This window comes from Burkholderia sp. Se-20373 (assembly GCF_017104705.1).
Taxonomy (GTDB): Bacteria; Pseudomonadota; Gammaproteobacteria; order Burkholderiales; family Burkholderiaceae; genus Burkholderia.
Genome location: NZ_JAAGPH010000104.1, coordinates 1 through 22,465, shown reverse-complemented (window position 1 = coordinate 22,465; position 22,465 = coordinate 1). Strand labels below are relative to the sequence as shown.

Here is a 22,465-nt window from a genome sequence, read left to right as displayed (position 1 = left end):
GATTAGCTGGTGCGAAGGGCCGCGAGCAGCCCGTCTACCGTTTGAAACCGGACTTCGAGTTCGGCAAGCAGGATGCTTTGCATTTCGTCGCGAAACGTATCGAGCCATGCGCCGGGCACGATTCCCGCGACGTTCGTGGCGTCGGCCACCACCACGCCGTCATCGGCCGGATCGGCTGCGGCTGCGGATTCGGCGTCGGCCAGCGCCTGCCGCTCCGCGTCGCGCAGCCGCCCGAAACGGGTGCCGAGCAGCGCGGGGATCGGCGACAGCAGGCTGCGCTCGCGCGCGCCGAGCACGCGCTCCATGATCGCGTCGAGCGTCGCGAGCCTCGCCATCCCGGACGAACGCGCGGCGACCGCGACCCGCAGGCGGCCGCGCAACTGGCCGATCGCCGTTTCCATGTCCTGCTGCAGGGACAGATAACGCTGGCGGAAGTCCGCGAAATCGGCCGTGTCGGCGGCCGGCGGCGGCAGATCGCCGGGCCGGCGCCGCGCGCGCGGTCGGTTGGTGGCCGTGATCGCCTGCGCGAGCTCGTGGCGCACGCGCGCGCAGTCGCGCTCCGCGTCGTAGCCGCGCACGCCGGCCGCGACGCCGGGCGGGCTCGCGTTCAGTGCGGACGATAGCGTGATCGCGTCGGTCCAGCCGAGCCACTGGCTCAGCCGGTCGGACAGCGTCTGCCGGGATTCCGCGACGTCGGCATCGGCCACGCGCGCGAGCAGCCGGACGAGCGCCGGGCCGCTCAGCGCCGGGCGCGGAGGTGCTTGCACCATGCTGCAAACCGTCAAAAAAGGCAGCAGTTTACACGTCGCCGGGCGGTCGGCCGCCAGAATCGGGGAAGCGGCGCCGATCGGCGCGGCGGGCGACACACGCGAACGCCCGCCGCGCAAGGCTTGGCGGGCGACCGCGGCTTCGGCGGCGACGGTTCCGCCGCGCCCTTGCCCTTGCCCTTGCCCTTGCCCTTGCCCTTGCCCTTGCCCTCGCTCGTGCCCTTGCCCTTGCTCGTGCCCTTGCCCTTGCTCCCGCTTCTGCCCCTGCTCCTGCCCCTGCCCCTGCCCCTGCCCCTGCCCCTGCTCCTGCTCCTGCTCCTGCTCCTGCTCCTGCTCCGGCCCCCGCCCCCGCCCTCGCCCGCCACCGCGCGCCACCCGCCGGTTACGAATATCGTCCGACGATACCGGCCGCGTTGCACTACCATCAAAGCACCCGTCGCGCCACGCGTGCCGGCCGCGGGCGGCGCCGCCGAGACCGGGCGCCACCGCCCCACGACGACAACAGACGGGCCCGGCCCGACCGCCCACGATGCTTGCCAATCTCGTCACGCGCCTGCGCGACCGTTTCGGCAAACCGCCGACCCCGCAGGCCTTCGCGGAACGCCTGATCGCTACGCTGCGCGCGTCGGGCGACACGCGCACCTGGCGCCACGAGGACGAGAAAGGCTGCCTCGTCCAGTCGGATGCCCCGTCGAACATCATCAACCTGAACAACCTGTTTCGCGACTACGCGGCCGCGAAGCCGTCCGAGCGGGACACCGTGCTGAAGCGCCAGGCGAACGCGATGATGCAGCACGAGATCCCGACGGATTTCGCCGTCGCGCGCGCGAAGCTGCGGCCCGTGATCCGCAGCGCGACCGAGCGCTGCGTGGCCGCGCTGCAACTGGCCGGGCAGCCCGGCATCACGGCGCTGGCGTTCCGGCCGCTATGCGAGAACCTCGAAATCGGCATCGCGTACGACGGCGAGCTCAACATCGCGCGCCTGCCGACCGCGACGCTCGACCAATGGGGCGTCTCGTTCGACGAAGCCTGCGACATCGCGATCGACAACCTGCGGGCCGTATCGTCGACGCCGTGGGCCGCGCTGCCGAACGGGGTATTCCTGTCGCAATTCGACGACGCGTACGACGCGGCGCGACTGCTGCTGACCGACCTGCTGCACCGGCAGCCGATCGCCGGCGCACCGGTCGTGATGGCGCCGAACCGCGCGGTGCTGCTGCTCACCGGCGACCGCAACCCGGCCGGGCTCGCCGCCATGGTCGACCTCGCCGAACAGGCGCAGGCGCAGCCGCGCCCGCTGCCGCCGCTGATGCTGCGCTGGGACGGCGCCGCCTGGCGGCGCTTCGTGCCGGCCGGGCTCGAAGCGAAGCTGCATGCGCTGCGCGTCGGCGAGCTCGCGGGCGACTACCAGGATCAGCGGATGCTGCTCAACGACGTGCACGAGCGCAACGGCACCGACCTCTTCGTGGCGGCCTACTCGGTGTACAAGCGCCAGGACGGCAGCCTGTTCAGCGTCGGCGTATGGACCGACGGCGTGCCTTCCCTGCTGCCGGAGACGGATATCGTCGCGCTCCATCGCGGCTCGACGGGGCAATCCGCCTACGTGCCGCTGGCCGAGCTGCTGCGCACGTGCGGCGACCTGATGACGGCCACCGGGCATCGCCCGGTGCGGTATGAAGTGAAAGCATTTCCGGACGACACGCGGTTCGCGGCGCTGCTGGCGCGGTTCAGCGAAGCCTGATGCCGATGCGCGTTCGCGCGGCGCGCGCCGGCGGCCCGCCACGGGAATGGCCGGCCGCCGTGCGATGCGGATCGGGAATGGAAGCGGTCAGATGCGGTCAGATGCCCGCTTTCGGCGCATTCAGGATCAGTCGCAGCCCGAGCAGCGTGATCGCGCCGGCGGCGATGCGGTCGACCCACTTCTTCGCGCGCAGGTAAAGCTCGCGCGGCCGGCGCGTGGAGAAGCACAGCGCGACGATCGTGTACCAGCCGAATTCGACGCCGAACACGAGCGGCGGCAGCGCCAGATAGCACCACAGCGGCGGATGCTGCGGGAGCAGTGCCGCGAAGATGCTGCCGTACCAGATCGCCGTCTTCGGGTTGCTGAGCTGGGTCGTGAGGCCCGTCCAGAACGACTTGCGCGCGCTGCTGCCGGCCATCGCCTGCGGATCGTCCATCGCGATCGGCCGGTCGGCGCCGCGCCAGATCTTCGACGCCATGTAGATCAGGTACGCGCCGCCCGCCACCTTGAGGCCCACGTACAGCCATTCGACGGCCTGCAGCAGCGTATAGAGCCCGGCCAGCGCGACGCCGCCGAACACGATGCCGCCGATGCCCATGCCGAGCGCGGTCGCGAGCCCGTCGCGGCGCGACAGCCCGATCGAATTGCGGGCAACCAGCACGAAGCTGGGGCCCGGAATCATCGCGCCGAGAAACAGCGCGGCCAGGATGGCGAGTACGGCAGCCGAGGCAGTCATCGAAGTCTCCTTGGTGAGCGACGCCGAATCGCCAGCGCCTGCGTGTCGTTTCCGAAGGTCGAGCCGCTGATTCTGGCACGCTTCGCGCATGGCCGAAAGCGGCTTTGCGCTGCTATGCTGGCCCTCTTTCCCGTGATTCGCGCCGCCCCCCATGATCGAGATCCGCGCCGCCCGCTATCCCGACGACGCCCGTACCGTCGAGGCGATCTTCCGCGAGTACATCGCGAGCCCGACCGTCAGCCTCGACTTCCAGGACTACGAGCCCGAGATCGCCGCGCTGCCCGGCAAGTACGCGGCGCCGCGCGGGCGGCTGCTGCTCGCGTGGCAAGGCGAGCGCGCGGTGGGCTGTGCGGCGTTCCGCGAGATCGACGCGACGACGTGCGAGATGAAGCGCGTCTATGTGCGCCCCGACGCGCGCGGGCTGAACGTCGGCCGCCGGCTCGTCGAGCGGCTGCTGCACGACGCGAAGGCGGCCGGCTATGCGCGGATGTGCCTCGACGTGCTGCCCGAATTCGTCGCCGCCAGGAAGCTGTATGCGTCGCTCGGCTTCACACCCGCGCCGCCCGTCGCGTTCAATCCGGTGCCGGGCACCGAGTTTCTCGGGCGAGACTTGTAACGTCCACGCCATCGGCACCTCTTTTTTTCCTTTCGACCGGACACCCCGTGATGCGCGTTTCCCGCCTGCCGTTCGTGCTCCTCCCGCTGCTCGCCGCGCTCTCGTTCAACGCCCGCGCCGGCGATCTGCCGAAATCGGTCGCCGCGCAGTTGCCGCCCGGCTTCCAGCCGCTGGTCGCGCATGCCGGGCCCGATCTCGACAACGGGCGGCACAGCTTGCTCGTCGTCGTGCATCGGGCAGTCGATACGCGCGAGCAGCCGTCGCCGCGTCCGCTGCTGATCTTCGAGGAACAACCGGATCACGCATTCCGGCTCGTCGCGCGCAACGACCAGGTCGTGCTGCGCGCGAACGAAGGCGGTCAGTGCGACCCGTTCGATCCCGAAGATGCCGCCGACAACGGCTTCGCGATCAAGGGCCCCTATTTCACCGTGCAGAACTTCGTCGCGTGCGGGCAGCACTGGAGCGACTACGTAACGTTCCGCCACGACCCGCGCACGCACGGGTGGCTGTTCTCGAACCGGATCGTCACCGAATCGTTCCCGCTCGACGACCAGCCCGCCCACGTCACCGTCACGCGCGCCGATGCGCATCGGCCGGTGTCGTTCGGTCAATGGAAGCGCAAGGACTGACGCGCACGGCGCCACGCGCCGCAACCGGCTGCATCGCACGCCGGCCGGCGCGGGCACGGCCGGACGCAGTCACCTCCCGTTTCTCCCGCGCTCGCGAGCGCACGCCAACAGGACTACCATAGGCGCTCGCCGTCGCGCGACCGTGCGCCGGCCTCGCACGCGGCTCGCCCGCCTACGCTCCCTCGCTGCACCCGCACTGGAGGACGTCATGACGCAACACTTCGACGCGATCGTCATCGGCACCGGTCAAGCCGGGCCGCCACTCGCCGCGCGGCTGTCCGCCGCCGGGATGAAAGTCGCGATCATCGAGCGCGGCCGCTTCGGCGGCACCTGCGTGAACACCGGCTGCATCCCGACCAAGACGCTGATCGCGAGCGCGTACGCCGCGCACCTCGCGCGGCGCGCCGGCGAATACGGTGTCTCCGTCGGCGGCCCCGTCACCGTCGACATGCAAGCCGTGAAGGCGCGCAAGGACCAGATCTCCGGCCGCTCGAACCACGGCGTCGAGCAATGGGTGCGCGGCCTCGCGAACACCACCGTGTTTCAGGGTCATGCCCGCTTCGAGCAGGCCAACACGGTGCGCGTGGGCGACGACCTGCTCGAAGCGGAGCGCATCTTCATCAACGTCGGCGGGCGCGCGCAGGTGCCGGCCATGCCGGGCCTCGATACGGTGCCGTACCTGACCAACTCGACGATGATGGACGTCGACTTCCTGCCCGAGCATCTCGTGATCGTCGGCGGCAGCTACATCGGGCTCGAGTTCGGCCAGATGTATCGCCGCTTCGGGTCGAAGGTCACGATCGTCGAGCAGGGTTCGCGCCTGATCCGGCGCGAGGACGAGGACGTGTCGCAGGCAGTGCGCGAGATTCTCGAAAACGAAGGGATCGACGTGCAGCTCGACGCGACCTGCCTGAGCGCGCGGCGTGACGGCGGCGGCATCGCGGTCGGCCTCGACTGCACGGGCGGCGGCCGCGAGGTCGCGGGCTCGCATCTGCTGCTCGCGGTCGGACGCGTGCCGAACACCGACGATCTCGGGCTCGACCGCGCAGGTGTCGCGACCGACGCGCGCGGCTACATCGAGGTCGACGAACAGTTGCGCACGAACGTGCCCGGCATCTGGGCGCTCGGCGACTGCAACGGGCGCGGCGCGTTCACGCACACCGCGTACAACGACTACGAGATCGTCGCGGCGAATCTGCTCGACGGCGATCCGCGCAAGGTGTCCGATCGCATCGCGGCGTACGCGCTGTACGTCGATCCGCCGCTCGGCCGCGTCGGCATGACGCTCGCGCAAGCGAAGCAGACCGGCCGCCGGCTGCTCGTCGGCACGCGTCCGATGACGCGCGTCGGCCGCGCGGTGGAAAAAGGCGAGAGCCTGGGTTTCATGAAGGTGATCGTCGACGCGGACAGCCATGCGATCCTCGGTGCATCGATCCTCGGCGTGACCGGCGACGAAGTCGTGCACGGGATGCTCGACGTGATGGCCGCCGGCGCACCGTACACGACGATCAGCCGTGCGATGCACATCCACCCGACCGTGTCGGAACTCGTGCCGACGCTGCTGCAGGACCTGCATCCGGTCGAATGACGGGTGGCGGGCGGCGGGCGGCGGCCGGCGCGCTGAAGCCGCTGATCGATCGCACGTTCGCGTTCGACGACATCGCGGAAGCGCATCGCTACATGGAAGCCGGTGCGCAGGTCGGGAAGATCGTCGTCACGGTCTGAACGATGCGGGGCAGGCGTGCGGCTTGCCTGAAAACGACGGCACGCCCGCCCCCCGTTCAGCTTTCGAAATACCGCGGCCGGTCGATATCGGCCAGCAGCCCCGGCTGCGTCGGCGCCCAGTCGAGCGATGCGCGCGTGCGCTCGCTCGTGGCCGGCGCATCCATCCCCGCGAACATCGCGAACCAGCCGAAGTGTTCGCCGGCTTCAGCCGCCGTTTTCGCGACGACCGGCACGTTCAGCCGCCGGCCGATCACCTCCGCGATGTCCCGGAACCGCACACCGGTATCGTCGACCGCGTGATAGCGCGCGCCGGCCGCGCCGCGTTCGATCGCGAGCCGATAGACGCGCGCCGCGTCGAGCCGGTGCACGGCCGGCCAGCGGTTGTCGCCTGCGCCGATGTAGGCCGACGCGCCCTTCTCCCGCGCGAACGCGATCAGGCGCGGCACGAAAGCGTGATCGCCGTCGCCGTGCACGGACGGCGGCAGGCGCACGACCGATGCATGCACGCCGCGCGCCTCCAGCGCGACCGCGGTCGCTTCGGACGCCCGCGGGTAGGTCGACGACACCGGCACGGGCGGATCGTCCTCGGTTGCCGCGCGCCCGGGTGCGACGAGCGCGAGGCCCGACGTGACGACCAGCGGCCGCGCTGAGCCCGCGAGCGCCGCACCGATCGTCTCGATCGCGCGGCGATCGAGCTCGCAGTTCTGCGCGAAGCGCGAGAAGTCGTGATTGAATCCCGTATGGATCACCGCATCGGCGGCTGCGACGCCGCGCGTGAGGCTGTCGAGATCTTCCAGCGAGCCGCGATGGACATCGGCGCCGGCCGCCGCGACCGCCGACGCGGCCGCATCGGACCGCGCGAGGCCGAGCACCGAGTGCCCGGCAGCAATGAGTTCGGCCACGACGGCCGCGCCGACGAAGCCCGACGCTCCAGTAACAAAGACACGCATCTTCAACACCTCCGGATGGCAGGGAGGCTTACTATCTGTCGATCGCCGTGCACGGTGAAGTCGTGACGGTTTACCGGTAAACGAACTAACAGGCTATGGCTGACGCCCCCGACAACCTGCTCGGCGCATACCTTCGGGCCCGCCGCGAGAAACTCGACCCGGCCGCGCTCGGCCTGCCGGCCACGCGCCGCCGCACGCCGGGCCTGCGGCGCGAGGAAGTCGCCCAGCGTGCGCACGTGAGCACCGCGTGGTACACGTGGCTCGAGCAGGGGCGCGGCGGCGCGCCGTCGGCCGACGTGCTCGACCGGCTCGCCCGCGCACTGCTGCTGAACGACGCCGAGCGCGAGCACCTGTTCCTGATCGGCGTCGGCCACCTGCCGGAAGTGCGCTATCACGCGGCCGACCATGTGTCGCCGCGCGTGCAGCACGTGCTCGATTCGCTCGACGCAAGCCCCGCGATCGTGCGCTCGGCGACGTGGGACGTCGTCGCATGGAACGACGCGGCAGCCGCGACGCTGACCGACTACACGACGCTGTCGCCGCAACGGCGCAACATCCTGCGGCTCATCTTCGTCGATCCGCACGTGCGCGGCGTGCAGGCGAACTGGGAACGCGTCGCGCGGTTCGCGGTGGGCGCGTTTCGCGCCGACGTCGCGCGCGGCGGTGCGACGCAGGCCGTTCAGGCCTTCGTCGACGAGATGCGTGCGGCGAGCGCGGAGTTCGACGCGCTGTGGCGCGACCACGATGTCCGCTCGCACGAAGAAGGCACCAAGGAGATCCACCATCCCGCCGTCGGGCGCATCGCGCTCGAATACTCGGCGTTCGCGGTGAACGGCCGGCCCGACCAGACGCTCGTGATCTTTACGCCGGAAACGGCGGCCGATCGCGCGCTCGTCCGGTCGCTGGTGGCCGCGCGCGCGCAAGCGCTGGCCGAGCAGATGCCCGTCGCATGACGGCGCGCGTTTAGTCTGATGAACGCGCCGTCGCGCCGTCGCGCCGTCTCGCCCGCCACCGCCATCGCCCCCCGTCGCCCCGCTCCGCCCCATCGCATTCCGCACTGATTCCCAGTCGAATATTTAATTTTCACCTGGCGTAGCGCGCGCTTACCCTTTCGGCATCGCATCACGGGGCCACCGGCCCCTCCCTGGAGCATTCCGATGTCCGACCCCGGCACCGCGCAAGCCGTCCACCGCCCGCATGCGGCGTCCGTGTCCTATGGCGCGCTCGCACTGCTGGTGCTGGCCGGCCTCAACCTGCGACCGTTCCTGACCGCGTTCGGCCCCGTGCTCGACGTCGTGCGCGCCGACACGGGCCTCGGCTTTCGCGCGGCCGCGCTGCTGACCACGTTGCCGTTCGTGCTGATGGGTGTCGTCGCCGGAATCGGCGTCGGGCTCGCGCGACGCGTGGGCGAGCAGCGCGCGCTGAGCGTCGCGCTGGCGCTGATCGCGGCAGGCTGCACGGCGCGCCTGTGGAGCGACGGCAGCGCGGGCCTGATCGGCACCGCGATCGTCGCGGGCGCCGGCGTCGCCGTGATCCAGGCGCTCGTACCCGGCCTCGCGAAACGCTGGTTCGTCGACCGGCTGCCGCTCGCGATGGGCCTCTACTCGGCCGCGCTGGTCGGCGGCGGCGCGTTCGGCGCGGTCGCGAGCCCGTGGCTCGCCGCGCATGGCGGCTGGCATCTCGCGCTCGCCGTGTGGGCCGTGCCCGCGCTCGTCACGCTCGCGCTGTGGCGGGCGAAAGCGCCGCGCGACGCCGTGCGCGCGACGGCCGTATCGGCTCCGCTCACCGCGTTCATCCGCATTCCGCGCGCGTGGCAGCTCGCGCTGTTCTTCGGGCTCAGCAACAGCGGCTACGCCAGCCTCGTCGCGTGGCTGCCCGCGTTCTACCGCGGCATCGGCATGCGTCCGCAAGCGAGCGGCAACCTGCTCGCGTGGATGGCGCTGTTCCAGGCGATCGGCGCACTCGCGATGCCGATGCTCGCAAAACGCTCGCCCGACCGCCGCGCGGTGCTGTGGCTCACGCTCGCGCTGCAGGCGGCCGGCTTCATCGGGTTCGCGACGCTGCCCGCGCTCGCGCCGTGGCTCTGGGTCGCGAGCGTCGGCCTCGGTCTCGGCGGCTTCTTCTCGATGAGCCTGATCGTCACGCTCGACCACCTGCCCGATGCGCGGCTCGCCGGCGCACTCGCCGCGTTCGTGCAGGGCATCGGCTTCCTGACCGTCGCGACCAGCCCCTGGCTGATCGGCTGGCTGCGCGACGCGGGCGGCGGCTTCGCGATCGCGTGGTGGATCCATCTCGGCGTGATCGCCGCGATGGCCGCGCTGAACGCCGCGTTCGCGCCCGCCGGCTACCGGCACAGCATGGTGCGCATCACCGGCGCCGCCCGCTAACGCCCCCTTCGAATCCGGACGTTTCGCCGGCCGTTGCCGGCGCAACGTCACGCCGTCCGCGCATGGCCGGGCGCGGGCAGTCACGCCCAACGGCCGCTGGTTCGCTTCACGACAAACAACATCAATCGGTATTGGAGACAGACATGAAAAAACTCGTCCTGGCCGTCGCGCTCGCGCTGACGGCCGGCGCCGCCGCCGCGAAAGACCCGGCGGTGCTGCGCCTCGGCGTCGACCCCAGCTATGCGCCGTTCGAATCGCTCGCGCCCGACGGCAAGCTCGTCGGCTTCGACATCGATCTCGGCAATGCGATCTGCGAACGGATGAAGGTGCGCTGTGTGTGGGTCGAGAACGCGTTCGACGGGATGATCCCCGCGCTGAAGGCGCGCAAGTTCGACGGCGTGCTGTCGTCGATGAGCGTGACCGAGAAGCGCCTCGCGCAGATCGCGTTCACGGACAAGATCGACAACGTGCCGCCCCGGCTCGTCGCGCGGCGCGGCTCGAACCTGCAGCCGACGCCCGAATCGCTGCGGGGCAAGAGCGTCGGCGTCGAGCAGGGCTCGACGCAGGAAACCTATGCACGCACGTACTGGGAGCCGAAGGGCGTGATCGTCCGCACGTACCAGACGCAGGATCTCGTCTACCAGGACCTGCTGTCGGGGCGGCTCGACGCGTCGCTGCAATCGTCGGTGCAGGCCGACCTCGGTTTCCTGAAAACCGCGAAGGGCGCGAACTTCGAATTCGCGGGGCCGCCGCTGCATGACCCGAAGACACTTGGCGTGGGTTCGGCGATCGGCGTGCGCAAGGATGACGACGCGCTGCGCACGCAGATCAACCAGGCGCTTGCGAGCCTGATCCAGGACGGGACGTACCAGCGGATCGCGAAGAAGTATTTTTCGTTCGACATCTACAACTGACGGGAACGAACGGGGCAACGCGAAGCGGTGTCGCACAGGCGTGCGCGACACCGCTTCTTCGTTGACCGAATGATATCGACTACGCCGCTCGCTGCAACAGATCGGTGGCGAACGACTTCGCGTGCGCGACGGCTTCCTGCGCGTCGCCGAACACACCGAGTTCATCCCAGTGTTCTTCGGCCGCGTACGTTCCCTTCACGGCGAGCGCCCGCTGAACGCTCAACTGCGCGGCGTATTTGCCGTCCTGCAACGGCCGGGCCGTCGCCACCACCTTGTGCGGCGGGCTGGCACGCTCCGGCTGAACCAGTTCGACGGCGCCGCCGGCCACGTCGACGTACATCAACTCGTTCCGGGTGTTGCAGTCCGGGCAGTGGAAACACCACCCGGAGTCCTCTTGATGGGGCCTGACCTGCCCGCGAGCCAGCACGGCGCGGCATGCAACGTTTTCGCAGATGAACGGCATGGCAGTCTCCGAAGTTGTTTGTCGGAAATCCTAGCATGTCCGTCGGCCGTCAACCACCGGCATCGGCAGGATTGCCTTGCGGTTGGTCAGGTCCGCGCGCATCCGCCCCCGACACGGCTCGCACGCAGGTCGACCGGGCGCCCGCAAGCCGCTCGTCAGCCGGGATAAACTGTCTGCCCGATCCACGAACCCAGCCATCCTTCATGTTGATCCGCGTTGCCACGCCGTCCGATGCCATCCCGCTTGCCGAACTGAAGCGCGACACGTTTCGCGAAACCTTTCTGCAAGACGGATTCAATATCGACTACCCGCCGCACGATCTGGCTGCGTACGAGACCGAGGCCTACTCGGTGGAAACGGTCACGGGCCAGCTCAACGATCCCCAATGCCGCACGTGGGTCGCCGAAAGCGACGACGGCCGGCTGGTGGGGTATGCGCACGCGGGGCCGTGCAAGCTCCCGCACCCGGAAGTTGCCGACGGGTCGGGGGAAATCCATCAGATCTACCTTCGGCGCGGTACGCAAGGGACCGGCGCCGGGCGCGCGTTGTTCGATTCCGCACTGGACTATCTGGCTACGGAACGCCCCGGCCCGGTGTGGCTTGGCGTGTGGTCGGGCAACGCGAAGGCCATCGCCTTCTACGAGAAGGCCGGTTTCAGGAAGGTCGGCACGTACGATTTCAAGGTCGGGGAAGCGACCGACCTGGAGTTCATCTACCGTCGCTGACCTTCGCAGTTGCATGCCGACCGAGCCGCGCCAGCAAAAAGGGGCGCCGCGCACGATCGCGCGACGCCCCTGCTTCACGTCGACCGGCCCGTTCGGGCAGCGATCGCGATCGATGCATGACCGGCCGTCAATCGGCCGGCGTCACTTGTCATTGAACGCGTCCGGGTGGTTCTCGAGGCTGCCCGTCAGCGCCGCATACAGAATCGTCCGTCCGTCGATCGATTCGCTACCGCCGCCGATATTGAGCCACGTCAGCTTCTCGGCGCCCTCCTTCGGACCGGCGACCGACAGCACACCGTACATGACCTTCTTCTGCGGGTCGTACAGCACCGCAATGCGCTCCGACCCGCACCTGTGCGGCTTGCAAGCCGTCATCACGTAGACGTCGTGCCCGCCGAACACGACGGTGGTTGCCGGAGATTCGGTGCCGTTCGTCACCCATGCCGGCACCGCGTGACCTTTCTTCATCGCGGCGAACGCGTCGCTCGCCGCGCGATCGCCGGGGATGGCGCTCATCGTCCAGGTTTTCGTCGGCGCGGGGCCCGCGGCCCATGCGGCCTGGGCGAGGAGCAGCGCGGCAGCGGCAAGCGGCATCCTGACGTTCATTTATCCATACTCCTATCAATGTAACGATTCCTTAGTCGCCACAAAGCCGACAAGAGTTCGTCCCGTCGTGTCAATTTTTGTCAGTCAATAGTGACTCCGCCCCCACAGCGTCTTCGGCTCGTCGAGCAGGTGACGCAACCCGCTGCGCTCGATCGTGAGTTCCGCGACTTCGTGCACCCGTTCGAGCACCGCGCCTTCGTCGACCGACAACACGCGCCGCTCCTCCATCAGCACCCTGCCGCCGACCATCGTCATGCACACGTCGGCCGCGTTCGCGAAGCACGTCACGCGATACACCGGCATGTTCATCGGCATCATGTGCGGCCGGAACAGGTCGACGAGGATGATGTCGGCGAGCTTGCCGGCTTCTAGCGAACCGACTTCGTGATCGACCGACAGCGCCTTCGCCGCGTCGATCGTCACCATCTCCAGCACCTTGCCGTGCGGCAGCACGTCCGGGTCGCGGAAATGCCGGCGGTGGTAATGCATGCACTGCCACATGTGGCGGAACATGTCGTAGCCGCGATCGGGCGCCGCGCCGTCCGACGCGATCGCCACCGTCACGCCCGCGTCGATCAGCTCGGGCACCGGGCAGCGCCCGATGATCGACATGATCGCGCTCGGGTTGTGGACGATCGCGGTGCCCGTCTCGACGCATGCCGCGATGTCGTCGTCGGTCAGGTCGATGCTGTGCGACATGAACGACGTCGGGCCGAGCAAGCTCAGCTCGCGGTGCGCGAACGCGAGCGTGCCCGCGCGGTGGCCGTCCTGCGTGAACGTCAGCCCGCGCTCGCGCGCCAATGCGCCGTAGCGCGCGGCCTGGTCGCGGAAGTCGCGTTCGTACCGCGCGAGTTCCGGATCGTGCTCGGGCCCGTACACGGGCAGCGTGAGCGCGATGCGGATCCGGCCGTCGGCATCGCCGTGGCATTCGTCGATGATGCTGTTGCACACGGCGTACATCGTGTCGAAATCGATGTCGCGCGTGTCGCTGCCGTCCGGCGTGTGGCGCGTGTAAGCACGCGGTGCGGGCGGCCGCGACGGGCCGACCGCGACGATCGAGCGCGTACCGGTGCGCACGACCGCATCGCAATGGCGCCGCGCGTAGACCGGATCGTCGACGCGCATGATCGAGTTGCCGCCGCCGAGCAGCGACACGCCCGTCGTCACCCCGGCCTTCAGCCGCTCGAGCGCGGCAAGGTGCGATTCGGTCTCCCAGAACGCCTCGTCGGACGCACGCGTGTAGATCGTCTCGGCCGCGGCCGACCATGCGTCGCCGTCCGCGCCGCCGATCGTGCGCAGCATCGCATGACCCGCATGCGCATGGGCATCGATCAGGCCCGGCAGCACGGCCTTGCGGCGCGCGTCGATCGTGCGTGCGGCGCGGTAGCGAGCCTGCAGTTTGTCGGTGCCGCCCACGGCGACGATCCGATCGCCTTTCACGGCAACCGCGCCGTGCTCGATCACGCGCCGCCGCGGGTCCATCGTGATCACGCAGCCATTCGCGATCAGCGTGTCGATCGCTTCGCGGTTGTCCGCCTGGTTGTCCTCGGTCGTCATCGCACAGTGTCCTGTCGTCGTTCGATTGATTTCATTGCCATCCAGCCGTCCAGTCGTCACGCGGAACCGACCGGCGCAGCAACCCGCGCCTTCAGCCTGCGCTGCCCCGCGCTGATCACGATGAACACCACCGCATTCACCGCAAGCGCGACGAGCCCGGGGTTGATGGACGTCAGCGTGTTCGACGCGCGCGGGAACAGCGACGCGAGCGTCACGCCATAGGTGTTCGTCATCGCGATCACGATCGCGCCGGCGGCGATCCCCGCGAACGCACCTTCGCGCGTGCCGAACGGCCGCTTCAGGAAGCTCGATGCGAGCATCGGCACGAGCTGCGTGAGCAGGCTCGACGAGAAGATCGCGAGCGTGACGAACGTCGCGCCGCCACGCAGCACGAAGTAGACGACCACCAGCGTGAAGATCGGCAGCGCGATCCGCGCGACGCGGGTCACCTCGCGATCGGTCGCGTTCGGCGCGAAACCTTCGCGGTAGATGTTGCGTGCGATCGTCGTCGACGCGTTCAGCATGATCAGCGAACCCGGCACCAGCGCGGTCAGCAGGCCCGTGCCGCCGACGATGCCGACGAACCAGGCGGGGAACGTCTGCTTCACGAGCCGCAGCAGCGCGAGATCGGCCTGCGCGCCTTCGAGCCCGTGCACGGTCATCACGGCCGCGAAGCCGACGAGGAACAGGAACGCGATCAGCACCTGGTACAGCGGCATCAGGATCACGTTGCGGCGCAGCGCGCGCTCGTCCTTCGCGACGTAGATCGCGGTGAACCCGTGCGGATACAGGTAGTAGCCGAGCGACGTGAGCAGGATCGTCGAGTTGTACCAGCTCAGGTTGAAACCATGCTCGGGCATGCGCAGCAGTTCGGGATGGGCGGCGTCGAGCTTCGCGAACATCGCGCCGAGGCCGCCGTAGTAATGCATCGGCAGGTACAGGCCGAGGAAGATCGCGATCGCGAGGATCAGCACGTCCTTGAAGATCGCGATGCTCGCCGAGCCGTGGATGCCCGACACCACCATGTACACGGCCATCAGCGTCGCGGCGATCCAGATCGCGGCCGCTTGCGGAACCAGCCCGTACGACATCTCCGACACGATCACGCCGAGCCCGCGCAACTGGATCATCAGCAGCGACACCATCGCGAACACCGCGACGACCGACACCAGCACGCCGATCGCGCGGCTGTCGTACTTCGCCGCGAAGTAGTCGGCGAACGACACGAGCCCGCGCGCCTTCGCGTAACGCCAGACGGCCGGCAGCATCCAGTAGCCGATCACGAACGCGAGGCAGCCGTACGACAGGATGTAGAACGCGGGCACGCCCTTGCTGTAGGTCCAGCCGCTCGCGCCGAGGAACGAGAACGTCGAGAACGCCTCGCCGGCCATCAGCAGGAACGTGAGCAGCGAGCCGAAGCCGCGCCCGCCGACCGCCCACTGCTCGAGCGTGAGCTTGCGGCCGCGGCGCGCCATCACGCCGATCGCGAGCGCGAACACGGCGAACGCCGCGATGATGAGGATCGAAGCATTCATCGCGCGTCTCCCGGGCGGCCGGCGCGGGCCGCGTCGCGCTCGTCGAGATGGAACAGGATCGCGAGGATCGCGGCGGTGGCCGCCATCCAGACCAGGTTCCAGACGAGCAGGAACGGCAGCCCGAACAGCAGCGGCCGCACCTCGGCGAGCGAGCCGCCCGCATACATCCCGACGAACGGCAACGCCGCCAGCAACAGTTTGAGTTTCATGAGTGCCTCCTCCGGAAGACGCGCGTATGCGTCAGAACATCAGAACTTCTGGCGGATGCCGACCACCACCGCCACCTGCGACGTCGTCGACGACGCGCTGTCGGTGCCGTCGATCCACGCCCGGCCGACACCCGACGACGCCTTCTGGTAGAAGCCGTTCACGTACACGTCGGTGCGCTTGGACAGCAGGTACTGCACGCCGGCCGATACCTGGTGATAGTGGCCGCTGTCGCTGGCGCGCGCGACCTGCGTATAGGTGTAGCCGGCGGCGGCCATCAGCGCCGGCGTGATCAGGTAGCGCAGGCTGCCTTCGTAGTTGTTGAAGCGCAGCGCGCCGCCCGTCGCCTGCCCGAAGTTCGAGCCCGTGTACAGCAGGCCGAGCGTGGCCGGCCCGATCGCGTAGCTGCCGCCCGCGCCCCAGATCTGCTGGCGGATCGCGTTCCCGAGGCTCGCGCCGAACACCGATGCCGACGCCGGATAGTAGTTATCCGAAGCAACGGCGCCGCTCGTGCTGACCGCCGGATGGTTCACGCGCGCATACGCGGCGCCCGCGTTGAGCGGCCCGTTCGCGTACGTGACGCCCGCGCTCCAGCTGTTGTCGTTCGCGAAGCCGGTCGAGTTCGAGAAGCCGTACACGAGGTTCGCCTGCAGGCCCGCGATCGTCGGCGACACGTACTTCACCGCGTTGTTGGTGCGGAACGTGTTGTTGATGTCGTCGTTGTCGAACGGGTGCGTCGAGTACTGCGCGAGGAAGCTGCTCATCTGCAGCGAGCCGAGGATGTCCTGCGTCGAGTTGTACTGGCGGCCGAGCGTCACCGCGCCCCAGTTCGCGCCGCTCAGGCCGACCCACGCCGAACGCCCGAACATCCGGCCGCCCTGCCCGAGCGCGCCGTTCGCGACGTTGAAGCCGTTCTCGAGGCGGAAGTTCGCCTTCAGGCCGCCGCCGAGATCCTCGGTGCCGATCAAGCCAAAGCGCGGGCCCGATTCGTTGCCGCCGGTGAATTGCCACAGTGCGTGGCCCTTCGCGTTGTTCGTGTAGGTCACGCCCGCGTCGACGATCCCGTACAGCGTCACCGTCGACTGCGCGTGCGCGGCGCCGGCAAACAGCATGGCCACGGCTGCGCCCACGCCCGCGGCGCCCGTCTTCCCGCCTTTCATTCGTACCATCTCCTTCTTCTCCGCTCCAAACCTGTTCATCGATGTGTTGTGTTTTTTTGATCCTGCCCAGACGCGCCGATCGGGTTGTATAGACAGTGGCTGGATGGTATCCAGCCGCAATCGCATCAAGAAATGAAATGTTCAACTGAGCGGCAGTTGAAAATCGAATGGCGAGGAGATGAGCGGGGAAGGTGCGCCGCTGCAAGAGAAACGAAAGCGCGCGTGTCCGCTGGACATGGCGCGCTTTGCTCAGATATGAATGGTTCGCGTAAGCAAGCTGACGAAACGTCGACGCGTGATGCGTCTATGCGGTTTTCCCGGATAGCCCGTGCATCGGCCGCCGCAGCGCGGCGTCGAACGGGTTGGTGCGCGGCCCGATCGCATCGGCCTGGCGCCGCAGCAGTTCGACGACCATCGGCATCCGGTCGTCGCCGAGGCGCGACGCAAGCGTACCGACGCTCAGCGCGCCCACCGGATACCCGGTGCGATCAAGGATCGGCACGGCGACGCCGGCCATTCCGTCGAGCACGCCGCTGTTGCGGCCCGCGTAGCCGAGCTGCCGCACGCGTTCGATCTCGGTGCGCAGGTACACCTCGTCGAGCACGCCATAGCCGCGAATGCGCGGCACGTTGAAGCGGATCACTTCCTCGCGTTCCGCTTCGGGCAGGAACGCGAGGATCGCGAGACTGCCCTGCCCGACGCCGAGCGCGATGCGCCCGCCGATGTCGCCGGTGAACGAGCGGATCGGGAACGGCCCTTCGCACAGGTCGAGACACACCGCGTCGAAGCCGCTCTTCACGAGCAGGAAGATCGTCTCGCCGAGGCTCGCGCACAGCCGCAGCAGCGCGGGGCGGCACAGCGTGCGCATGCTGCTCGGGTTGCCGGCCTGCGCGGCGAGCGCGAAGAAGTCGACGCTCAGCCGGTACAGCTTCGATTGCTCGTCCTGCTCGACCATCCCTTCCGCGATCAGCGATTGCAGGATCCGGTGCGCGGTGCCCTGCGTGAGGCCGACAGCCTTCGCGAGATGCGTGACGCGCACGCCGTCCTGCTGCATGCCTGCCAGCGCGCGCAGGATCGCGAACGCACGCTGCAGCATGCCGGTGCCCGGCGCGCCGGCCGGATCGGCGGCGTCCTCGTCCGGGTGCGCCGCGCGGGCGGCCGGCGACGTTCCGGGCGAATGGGGTTCCTGCATGCCGGCTCTCCTCGATGATTTCAATGAACGGAATACGGTAGCCGCCATTGTCGTCCGGCCGACATTCCGCGGGCATCCGGGTGTGCACGGGATTGACGCGTGCATTTCGCGGCCTGGCCGCCCATCATCCAGCGGAACGATTTGCATGCCGTGCCACGATCCATTCCGTTCACCGGAATTTTTCCGAAATTCATCCCGTTCAGCAGAATTCGAAATTGACGCTCCGAAATATGGCTGGCTAGAGTCCGCGTCATTGGCACACCGGCCACGCGGTGTGCGAACCCGGAGCTTCCCATGTCGTTTCTCACGCTTACGGATCTGACGAAAACCTTCGGCGACCTCACCGCCGTCGCCGACGTCAACCTGTCGGTCGAACAAGGCGAATTCGTGTCGCTGCTCGGGCCGTCGGGCTGCGGCAAGACCACCACGCTGCAGATGATCGCCGGCTTCGTCGACGTCACGCACGGGCGCATCGCGCTCGACGGGCAGGACATCACGCACCTGAAGCCGAACCGCCGCGGGCTCGGCATCGTGTTCCAGAGCTATGCGCTGTTTCCGCACATGAGCGTCGCGGAAAACGTCGGCTTCGGCCTCGACATGCGCGGCGTCGACAAGGCCGAGCGCGCGGAGCGCATCCGCGCCGCGCTCGCGCTCGTGCGCCTCGATGCGCTCGCGCACCGCTTTCCGCGCGAGCTGTCGGGCGGCCAGCGGCAGCGTGTCGCGATCGCCCGTGCGGTCGTGATCGAGCCACCGGTGCTGCTGCTCGACGAACCGATGTCGAACCTCGACGCGAAGCTGCGCGAGGACATGCAGTTCGAGCTGCGCGCCATCCAGCGCAAGATCGGCACGACGACGATCATGGTCACGCACGATCAGTCGGAAGCGTTGTCGATCAGCGACCGTGTGGTCGTGATGGAAGCGGGCCGCATCACGCAGACCGACACGCCGTACCGTGCATACGAGCGCCCGGAAAACCGCTTCGTGTCGCAGTTCATCGGCAAGGCGAACCTGCTGCCCGGCACGATCGTCGCGCACGACGGCGACGCGATCCGCATCGACCTCGGGCACGACCTCACCGAGACCGGGCGCACCGCGCTCCTGCCGCCGCGCGAGCGCGACATGGGCGTCGGCGATGCCGTGTCGGTCTGCATCCGCCCGGAAAAGCTGCGGCTGTGCGCGCCCGATGCCGGCCGCTTCGCCGCGACCGTCACGAGCCGCTTCTTTCTCGGCAGCCAGTGGCTGTACCGCGTCGACAGCGCGCTCGGCGAAGTGCTCGTGTGCTGCCAGAACGAAGGCGCGGAACCGCTCGCGGAAGGCGCACCGGTCGGCATCGACTGGCACAGCGACGCGGTGCGCGTGATGCGCCGGGAGGCCTGAATGGGACAGCCCACCCGCCCGCTGATCACCGACGACGTGCCGGCCGGCCTCGCGCAGCCCGACGCGCCGGCGGCCACGCCGACACGCACCGTCGCCGCCGCACGCGCACCACGCGCAACCTGGCGCGCGCATGCGCCGCTGTGGCTGATGTGCGCACCCGCCTTCGCGCTGTTCGCCGCGCTCGTGCTCGTGCCGCTCGCGATGACGCTCGTGCTGACGTTCTACCGCTTCGACCCGGCGACGGGCGCGATCGCCGCGTTCCAGTTCGGCAACTACGCGGAAGTGCTCGGCTCGTCGTACTTCCACACGATCTTCCTGCGCACGTTCGGGATCGCCGCACTCACGACCGCGATCTGCGTCGCGATCGGCACGCCGGAAGCGTACGTGCTGTCGAAAATGCGCGATCCGTGGCGCTCGCTGTTCCTGCTCGCGATCCTCGCGCCGCTGCTCGTGTCGGTCGTCGTACGCGCGTTCGGCTGGAGCATGCTGCTGAACACGAGCGGGCTCGTGAACCAGGCGCTCGGTCTCGCGGGCCTCGGGCCGTACAAGCTCGAATACACGACCTTCGCGATCGTGATCGCACTGGTGCACGTGATGCTGCCGTTCATGGTGATTCCGGTGTGGACCGCGCTGCAACGGCTCGATCCGCAGACCGAGCACGCGGCGCTGTCGCTCGGCGCATCGCCATTCACGACGCTGCGCCGCATCGTGCTGCCGCAGCTGATGCCGGGCGTGCTGTCGGGCAGCCTGATGGTGTTCGGGCTGTCGGCGAGCGCATTCGCGATTCCCGGCCTGCTCGGCGGACGCCGGCTGAAGGTCGCGGCCACGGCCGTCTACGACGAATTCCTCGGCTCGCTGAACTGGCCGCTCGGCGCGACGATCGCGGTGCTGCTGCTCGCCGCGAACCTCGTCGTGATGCTCACCTACTACCGCGTGCTCGAACGCCGCTACGCGCGCAGCCTCGGAGGCGCATCCCGATGAGAAAGAACGGCCCCTTCGCCCTCGCGTTCCACACGCTCGTGATCGTGTTCGTGCTCGCGCCGCTCGCGATCGTCGTGCTGGTCGCGTTCACGCCGGACGAAACGCTGACGCTGTCGACCCACGGGCTGTCGCTGCGCTGGTTCCGCGCGATCCTCGACTACCCGGACTTCGTCACCGCGTTCTTCAACAGCCTGAAGCTCGCCTTCGCATCGGCGACGCTGTCGCTCGCGATCGCGCTGCCGGCGGGCCTCGCGATCGGCCGCGCGACCTTTCCGGGCCGCGCATTCCTGAACGGGCTGCTGCTGTCGCCGCTCGTGATCCCCGGCCTCGTGCTCGGCATCGCGTTGCTGCGCTTCTTCGCGCTGATCGGCGCGACCGGCTCGTTCGCGTGGCTCGTGCTCGCGCACATGATCGTCATCACGCCGTTCGTGATGCGGCTCGTGCTCGCGTCCGTCGCCGGCCTCGACCGCAGCATCGAGCAGGCCGCGTGCTCGCTCGGCGCGGACCCGTGGACGACCTTCCGCCGCATCACGCTGCCGATGATCGTGCCCGGTATCACCGGCGGGTGGCTGCTCGCGTTCATCAACAGCTTCGACGAGCTGACGATGTCGATCTTCGTCACGTCGCCGCAGACGGTCACGCTGCCGGTGCGCATGTACATGTACGCGACCGAGTCGATCGACCCGATGATGGCGTCGGTGTCGGCGCTCGTCATCTTCATCACCGCCGGCGCGATGCTGCTGCTCGATCGCGTGTACGGCCTGAACCGCATCCTGATCGGCCAACACTGACGATGACTTCCGTTTCCCGTTCCTCCGACATCGCCGATGACGGCCCGCAATTCGTGCGCGTCGCCGAGCGCGAGCGCGCCGCCATCGCGTTCACGCTCGACGGCCACCCCGCGCACGCGCTTGCCGGTGACACCGTGCTCACCGCGATCCTCGTCGCTCAGCGCCGCGTGCGCGTGAGCGAATTCAGCGGGCTGCCGCGCGCGGGCTTCTGCCTGATCGGCGCGTGCCAGGACTGCTGGGTGCGCACCGAAGCAGGCGCACGCGTGCGCGCGTGCTCGGCGCCGATCGTCGACGGCATGCGGATCGTCACTGGCGCGCAGCCCGTTGCAACCGGAGACACGCGATGAACGATGCACTGCAACCGGTGATCGTCGGCGCGGGCCCGGCCGGGGTGCGCGCGGCCGAGGCGCTGGTCGACGCGGGGCTGCGCCCCGTCGTGCTCGACGAGAACGCGCGCTGGGGCGGACAGATCTACCGGCAACCGCCGGCGCACGGTGCTTTCGCGCGCGGCAAGCGCACGCTGTACGGGTTCGAGGCCGCCAAGGCCGACGCCGTGCACCGGACCATGGCCGCGCTGCTGCCGCACGTCGACTACCGGCCGGACACGCTCGCGTGGGCATGTGGCGCAGGCCGCGTCGATACGCTGCAGGGCGGCCGCGAAGTGACCGTGCCGTATTCGCACCTGATCGTCGCAAGCGGCGCGACCGACCGCATGCTGCCGGTGCCGGGCTGGACCCTCGCGGGCGTCTATACGCTCGGCGGCGCGCAGGTCGCGCTGAAGGCGCAAGGCTGCGCGATCGGCCGGCGCATCGTGTTCGCGGGCACGGGGCCGCTGCTGTATCTCGTCGCGTACCAGTATGCGAAGGCCGGCGCGCACGTCACGGCCGTGCTCGACACGAGCCCGCTGCGACGCCAGGCCGCCGCCGCGCCCGCGCTGCTGCGCATGCCTTCCACCTTCGCGAAGGGGCTCTATTACATCTGCTGGCTGCGCGCGCACGGCGTCGCGATCGAAACCGGCGTCACGCTCTAGCGCGTTCTCGCCGAACGACACTTTACTGTGCTCGGTACCAGTATGCGAAGGCCGGCGCGCACGTCACGGCCGTGCTCGACACGAGCCCGCTGCGACGCCAGGCCGCCGCCGCGCCCGCGCTGCTGCGCATGCCTTCCACCTTCGCGAAGGGGCTCTATTACATCTGCTGGCTGCGCGCGCACGGCGTCGCGATCGAAACCGGCGTCACGCTCTAGCGCGTTCTCGCCGAACGACACTTTACTGTGCTCGGTACCAGTATGCGAAGGCCGGCGCGCACGTCACGGCCGTGCTCGACACGAGCCCGCTGCGACGCCAGGCCGCCGCCGCGCCCGCGCTGCTGCGCATGCCTTCCACCTTCGCGAAGGGGCTCTATTAC

Annotated in this window: 23 protein-coding genes and 2 pseudogenes; 15 read left to right on the top strand and 10 right to left on the bottom strand. The window is 69.0% G+C overall.

Annotated elements, in window-relative coordinates:
- Positions 1–2: 2 nt before the first annotated feature.
- Positions 3–770: a DUF3348 domain-containing protein gene (locus G3N96_RS27365; RefSeq protein ID WP_206139130.1), complete on the bottom strand. Its 768-nt coding sequence runs from the start codon at positions 768–770 to the stop codon at positions 3–5.
- 526 nt (positions 771–1,296) lie between these two features.
- On the opposite strand from G3N96_RS27365, the gene G3N96_RS27360 reads away from it, so the two are divergent.
- Entirely contained in the window at positions 1,297–2,508 is a 1,212-nt protein-coding gene (locus G3N96_RS27360; protein ID WP_206139129.1) for a hypothetical protein, read from the top strand.
- 97 nt (positions 2,509–2,605) lie between these two features.
- Here the strand turns inward: G3N96_RS27360 and G3N96_RS27355 are convergent, their stop codons facing one another.
- Positions 2,606–3,244: a LysE family translocator gene (locus G3N96_RS27355; RefSeq protein WP_124576141.1), complete on the bottom strand. Its 639-nt coding sequence runs from the start codon at positions 3,242–3,244 to the stop codon at positions 2,606–2,608.
- A 151-nt stretch (positions 3,245–3,395) separates the two neighbouring features.
- On the opposite strand from G3N96_RS27355, the gene G3N96_RS27350 reads away from it, so the two are divergent.
- The 4 genes and pseudogenes from G3N96_RS27350 to G3N96_RS27335 form a co-directional block, all read left to right on the top strand.
- Complete coding sequence (locus G3N96_RS27350) at positions 3,396–3,860, top strand: GNAT family N-acetyltransferase (protein WP_206139128.1); 465 nt, start codon at positions 3,396–3,398, stop codon at positions 3,858–3,860.
- Positions 3,861–3,910: 50 nt separating this feature from the next.
- Positions 3,911–4,489, top strand: a complete 579-nt coding sequence (locus G3N96_RS27345; protein WP_206139127.1) for a hypothetical protein — start codon at positions 3,911–3,913, stop codon at positions 4,487–4,489.
- A 208-nt stretch (positions 4,490–4,697) separates the two neighbouring features.
- Positions 4,698–6,077, top strand: a complete 1,380-nt coding sequence (locus G3N96_RS27340; protein ID WP_206139126.1) for an FAD-containing oxidoreductase — start codon at positions 4,698–4,700, stop codon at positions 6,075–6,077.
- 20 nt (positions 6,078–6,097) lie between these two features.
- Positions 6,098–6,214, top strand: a pseudogene (locus G3N96_RS27335) (zinc-binding dehydrogenase); the annotation flags it as partial.
- Between the two features lie 56 nt (positions 6,215–6,270).
- On the opposite strand, the gene G3N96_RS27330 reads toward G3N96_RS27335, so the two are convergent.
- Positions 6,271–7,164: an SDR family oxidoreductase gene (locus G3N96_RS27330; RefSeq protein ID WP_206139125.1), complete on the bottom strand. Its 894-nt coding sequence runs from the start codon at positions 7,162–7,164 to the stop codon at positions 6,271–6,273.
- Between the two features lie 95 nt (positions 7,165–7,259).
- Between G3N96_RS27330 and G3N96_RS27325 the strand changes: the two genes are divergently transcribed.
- From G3N96_RS27325 to G3N96_RS27315, 3 genes are all read left to right on the top strand, one after another.
- Positions 7,260–8,117, top strand: coding sequence for a helix-turn-helix transcriptional regulator (locus G3N96_RS27325; RefSeq protein WP_089443154.1), 858 nt, complete (start codon positions 7,260–7,262; stop codon positions 8,115–8,117).
- 204 nt (positions 8,118–8,321) lie between these two features.
- Entirely contained in the window at positions 8,322–9,551 is a 1,230-nt protein-coding gene (locus G3N96_RS27320; RefSeq protein WP_206139124.1) for a cyanate transporter, read from the top strand.
- Positions 9,552–9,694: 143 nt separating this feature from the next.
- Positions 9,695–10,465: an ABC transporter substrate-binding protein gene (locus G3N96_RS27315; RefSeq protein ID WP_206139123.1), complete on the top strand. Its 771-nt coding sequence runs from the start codon at positions 9,695–9,697 to the stop codon at positions 10,463–10,465.
- A gap of 79 nt (positions 10,466–10,544) precedes the next feature.
- Here G3N96_RS27315 and G3N96_RS27310 read toward each other — a convergent pair whose 3' ends face one another.
- The gene (locus G3N96_RS27310; RefSeq protein ID WP_124576133.1) at positions 10,545–10,928 is read right to left on the bottom strand and encodes a hypothetical protein; all 384 of its coding nucleotides are present in this window, start codon (positions 10,926–10,928) and stop codon (positions 10,545–10,547) included.
- A 35-nt stretch (positions 10,929–10,963) separates the two neighbouring features.
- On the opposite strand from G3N96_RS27310, the gene G3N96_RS27305 reads away from it, so the two are divergent.
- On the top strand, positions 10,964–11,653 hold the full coding sequence (locus tag G3N96_RS27305; protein ID WP_241022841.1) for a GNAT family N-acetyltransferase: 690 nt from the start codon (positions 10,964–10,966) through the stop codon (positions 11,651–11,653).
- A gap of 141 nt (positions 11,654–11,794) precedes the next feature.
- Here G3N96_RS27305 and G3N96_RS27300 read toward each other — a convergent pair whose 3' ends face one another.
- The 6 genes from G3N96_RS27300 to G3N96_RS27275 form a co-directional block, all read right to left on the bottom strand.
- Complete coding sequence (locus G3N96_RS27300) at positions 11,795–12,259, bottom strand: Ivy family C-type lysozyme inhibitor (protein WP_206139122.1); 465 nt, start codon at positions 12,257–12,259, stop codon at positions 11,795–11,797.
- Positions 12,260–12,343: 84 nt separating this feature from the next.
- Entirely contained in the window at positions 12,344–13,816 is a 1,473-nt protein-coding gene (locus tag G3N96_RS27295) for an amidohydrolase family protein (protein ID WP_206139121.1), read from the bottom strand.
- Between the two features lie 56 nt (positions 13,817–13,872).
- Positions 13,873–15,351: a sodium:solute symporter gene (locus G3N96_RS27290; protein WP_206139120.1), complete on the bottom strand. Its 1,479-nt coding sequence runs from the start codon at positions 15,349–15,351 to the stop codon at positions 13,873–13,875.
- Positions 15,348–15,560 carry a DUF3311 domain-containing protein gene (locus G3N96_RS27285; protein WP_011356070.1) on the bottom strand — a complete coding sequence of 71 codons (213 nt, stop codon included), beginning with the start codon at positions 15,558–15,560 and terminating at the stop codon, positions 15,348–15,350. The genes G3N96_RS27290 and G3N96_RS27285 overlap by 4 nt, the downstream gene beginning before the upstream one ends.
- Before the next feature lie 39 nt (positions 15,561–15,599).
- The gene (locus tag G3N96_RS27280) at positions 15,600–16,670 is read right to left on the bottom strand and encodes a porin (protein WP_206139137.1); all 1,071 of its coding nucleotides are present in this window, start codon (positions 16,668–16,670) and stop codon (positions 15,600–15,602) included.
- Positions 16,671–17,022: 352 nt separating this feature from the next.
- On the bottom strand, positions 17,023–17,910 hold the full coding sequence (locus G3N96_RS27275) for an IclR family transcriptional regulator (RefSeq protein WP_047851761.1): 888 nt from the start codon (positions 17,908–17,910) through the stop codon (positions 17,023–17,025).
- Positions 17,911–18,204: 294 nt separating this feature from the next.
- Here G3N96_RS27275 and G3N96_RS27270 point away from each other — a divergent pair, with 294 nt between their 5' ends.
- The 6 genes and pseudogenes from G3N96_RS27270 (at position 18,205) to G3N96_RS27245 (ending at position 22,304) form a co-directional block, all read left to right on the top strand.
- Positions 18,205–19,287, top strand: a complete 1,083-nt coding sequence (locus tag G3N96_RS27270; protein ID WP_206139119.1) for an ABC transporter ATP-binding protein — start codon at positions 18,205–18,207, stop codon at positions 19,285–19,287.
- Positions 19,288–20,268 (top strand): ABC transporter permease, encoded by a 981-nt coding sequence (locus tag G3N96_RS27265; protein ID WP_206139118.1) that lies wholly within the window; start codon positions 19,288–19,290, stop codon positions 20,266–20,268.
- Entirely contained in the window at positions 20,265–21,059 is a 795-nt protein-coding gene (locus G3N96_RS27260; RefSeq protein ID WP_206139117.1) for an ABC transporter permease, read from the top strand. The genes G3N96_RS27265 and G3N96_RS27260 overlap by 4 nt, the downstream gene beginning before the upstream one ends.
- A 2-nt stretch (positions 21,060–21,061) precedes the next feature.
- Entirely contained in the window at positions 21,062–21,406 is a 345-nt protein-coding gene (locus tag G3N96_RS27255) for a (2Fe-2S)-binding protein (RefSeq protein WP_206139116.1), read from the top strand.
- Positions 21,403–22,086 (top strand): annotated as a pseudogene (locus tag G3N96_RS27250) (FAD/NAD(P)-binding oxidoreductase); the annotation flags it as partial. The gene G3N96_RS27255 and the pseudogene G3N96_RS27250, both read left to right, overlap by 4 nt.
- A gap of 74 nt (positions 22,087–22,160) precedes the next feature.
- The gene (locus tag G3N96_RS27245) at positions 22,161–22,304 is read left to right on the top strand and encodes a hypothetical protein (protein WP_241022842.1); all 144 of its coding nucleotides are present in this window, start codon (positions 22,161–22,163) and stop codon (positions 22,302–22,304) included.
- Positions 22,305–22,465: the final 161 nt, after the last annotated feature.

Coding starts and splice junctions, on each gene's coding strand:
- G3N96_RS27365 (WP_206139130.1), bottom strand. CDS start 770: ATGGTGCAAGCACCTCCGCGCCCGGCGCTGAGCGGCCCGGCGCTCGTC.
- G3N96_RS27360 (WP_206139129.1), top strand. CDS start 1,297: ATGCTTGCCAATCTCGTCACGCGCCTGCGCGACCGTTTCGGCAAACCG.
- G3N96_RS27355 (WP_124576141.1), bottom strand. CDS start 3,244: ATGACTGCCTCGGCTGCCGTACTCGCCATCCTGGCCGCGCTGTTTCTC.
- G3N96_RS27350 (WP_206139128.1), top strand. CDS start 3,396: ATGATCGAGATCCGCGCCGCCCGCTATCCCGACGACGCCCGTACCGTC.
- G3N96_RS27345 (WP_206139127.1), top strand. CDS start 3,911: ATGCGCGTTTCCCGCCTGCCGTTCGTGCTCCTCCCGCTGCTCGCCGCG.
- G3N96_RS27340 (WP_206139126.1), top strand. CDS start 4,698: ATGACGCAACACTTCGACGCGATCGTCATCGGCACCGGTCAAGCCGGG.
- G3N96_RS27330 (WP_206139125.1), bottom strand. CDS start 7,164: ATGCGTGTCTTTGTTACTGGAGCGTCGGGCTTCGTCGGCGCGGCCGTC.
- G3N96_RS27325 (WP_089443154.1), top strand. CDS start 7,260: ATGGCTGACGCCCCCGACAACCTGCTCGGCGCATACCTTCGGGCCCGC.
- G3N96_RS27320 (WP_206139124.1), top strand. CDS start 8,322: ATGTCCGACCCCGGCACCGCGCAAGCCGTCCACCGCCCGCATGCGGCG.
- G3N96_RS27315 (WP_206139123.1), top strand. CDS start 9,695: ATGAAAAAACTCGTCCTGGCCGTCGCGCTCGCGCTGACGGCCGGCGCC.
- G3N96_RS27310 (WP_124576133.1), bottom strand. CDS start 10,928: ATGCCGTTCATCTGCGAAAACGTTGCATGCCGCGCCGTGCTGGCTCGC.
- G3N96_RS27305 (WP_241022841.1), top strand. CDS start 10,964: ATGTCCGTCGGCCGTCAACCACCGGCATCGGCAGGATTGCCTTGCGGT.
- G3N96_RS27300 (WP_206139122.1), bottom strand. CDS start 12,259: ATGAACGTCAGGATGCCGCTTGCCGCTGCCGCGCTGCTCCTCGCCCAG.
- G3N96_RS27295 (WP_206139121.1), bottom strand. CDS start 13,816: ATGACGACCGAGGACAACCAGGCGGACAACCGCGAAGCGATCGACACG.
- G3N96_RS27290 (WP_206139120.1), bottom strand. CDS start 15,351: ATGAATGCTTCGATCCTCATCATCGCGGCGTTCGCCGTGTTCGCGCTC.
- G3N96_RS27285 (WP_011356070.1), bottom strand. CDS start 15,560: ATGAAACTCAAACTGTTGCTGGCGGCGTTGCCGTTCGTCGGGATGTAT.
- G3N96_RS27280 (WP_206139137.1), bottom strand. CDS start 16,670: ATGCTGTTTGCCGGCGCCGCGCACGCGCAGTCGACGGTGACGCTGTAC.
- G3N96_RS27275 (WP_047851761.1), bottom strand. CDS start 17,910: ATGCAGGAACCCCATTCGCCCGGAACGTCGCCGGCCGCCCGCGCGGCG.
- G3N96_RS27270 (WP_206139119.1), top strand. CDS start 18,205: ATGTCGTTTCTCACGCTTACGGATCTGACGAAAACCTTCGGCGACCTC.
- G3N96_RS27265 (WP_206139118.1), top strand. CDS start 19,288: ATGGGACAGCCCACCCGCCCGCTGATCACCGACGACGTGCCGGCCGGC.
- G3N96_RS27260 (WP_206139117.1), top strand. CDS start 20,265: ATGAGAAAGAACGGCCCCTTCGCCCTCGCGTTCCACACGCTCGTGATC.
- G3N96_RS27255 (WP_206139116.1), top strand. CDS start 21,062: ATGACTTCCGTTTCCCGTTCCTCCGACATCGCCGATGACGGCCCGCAA.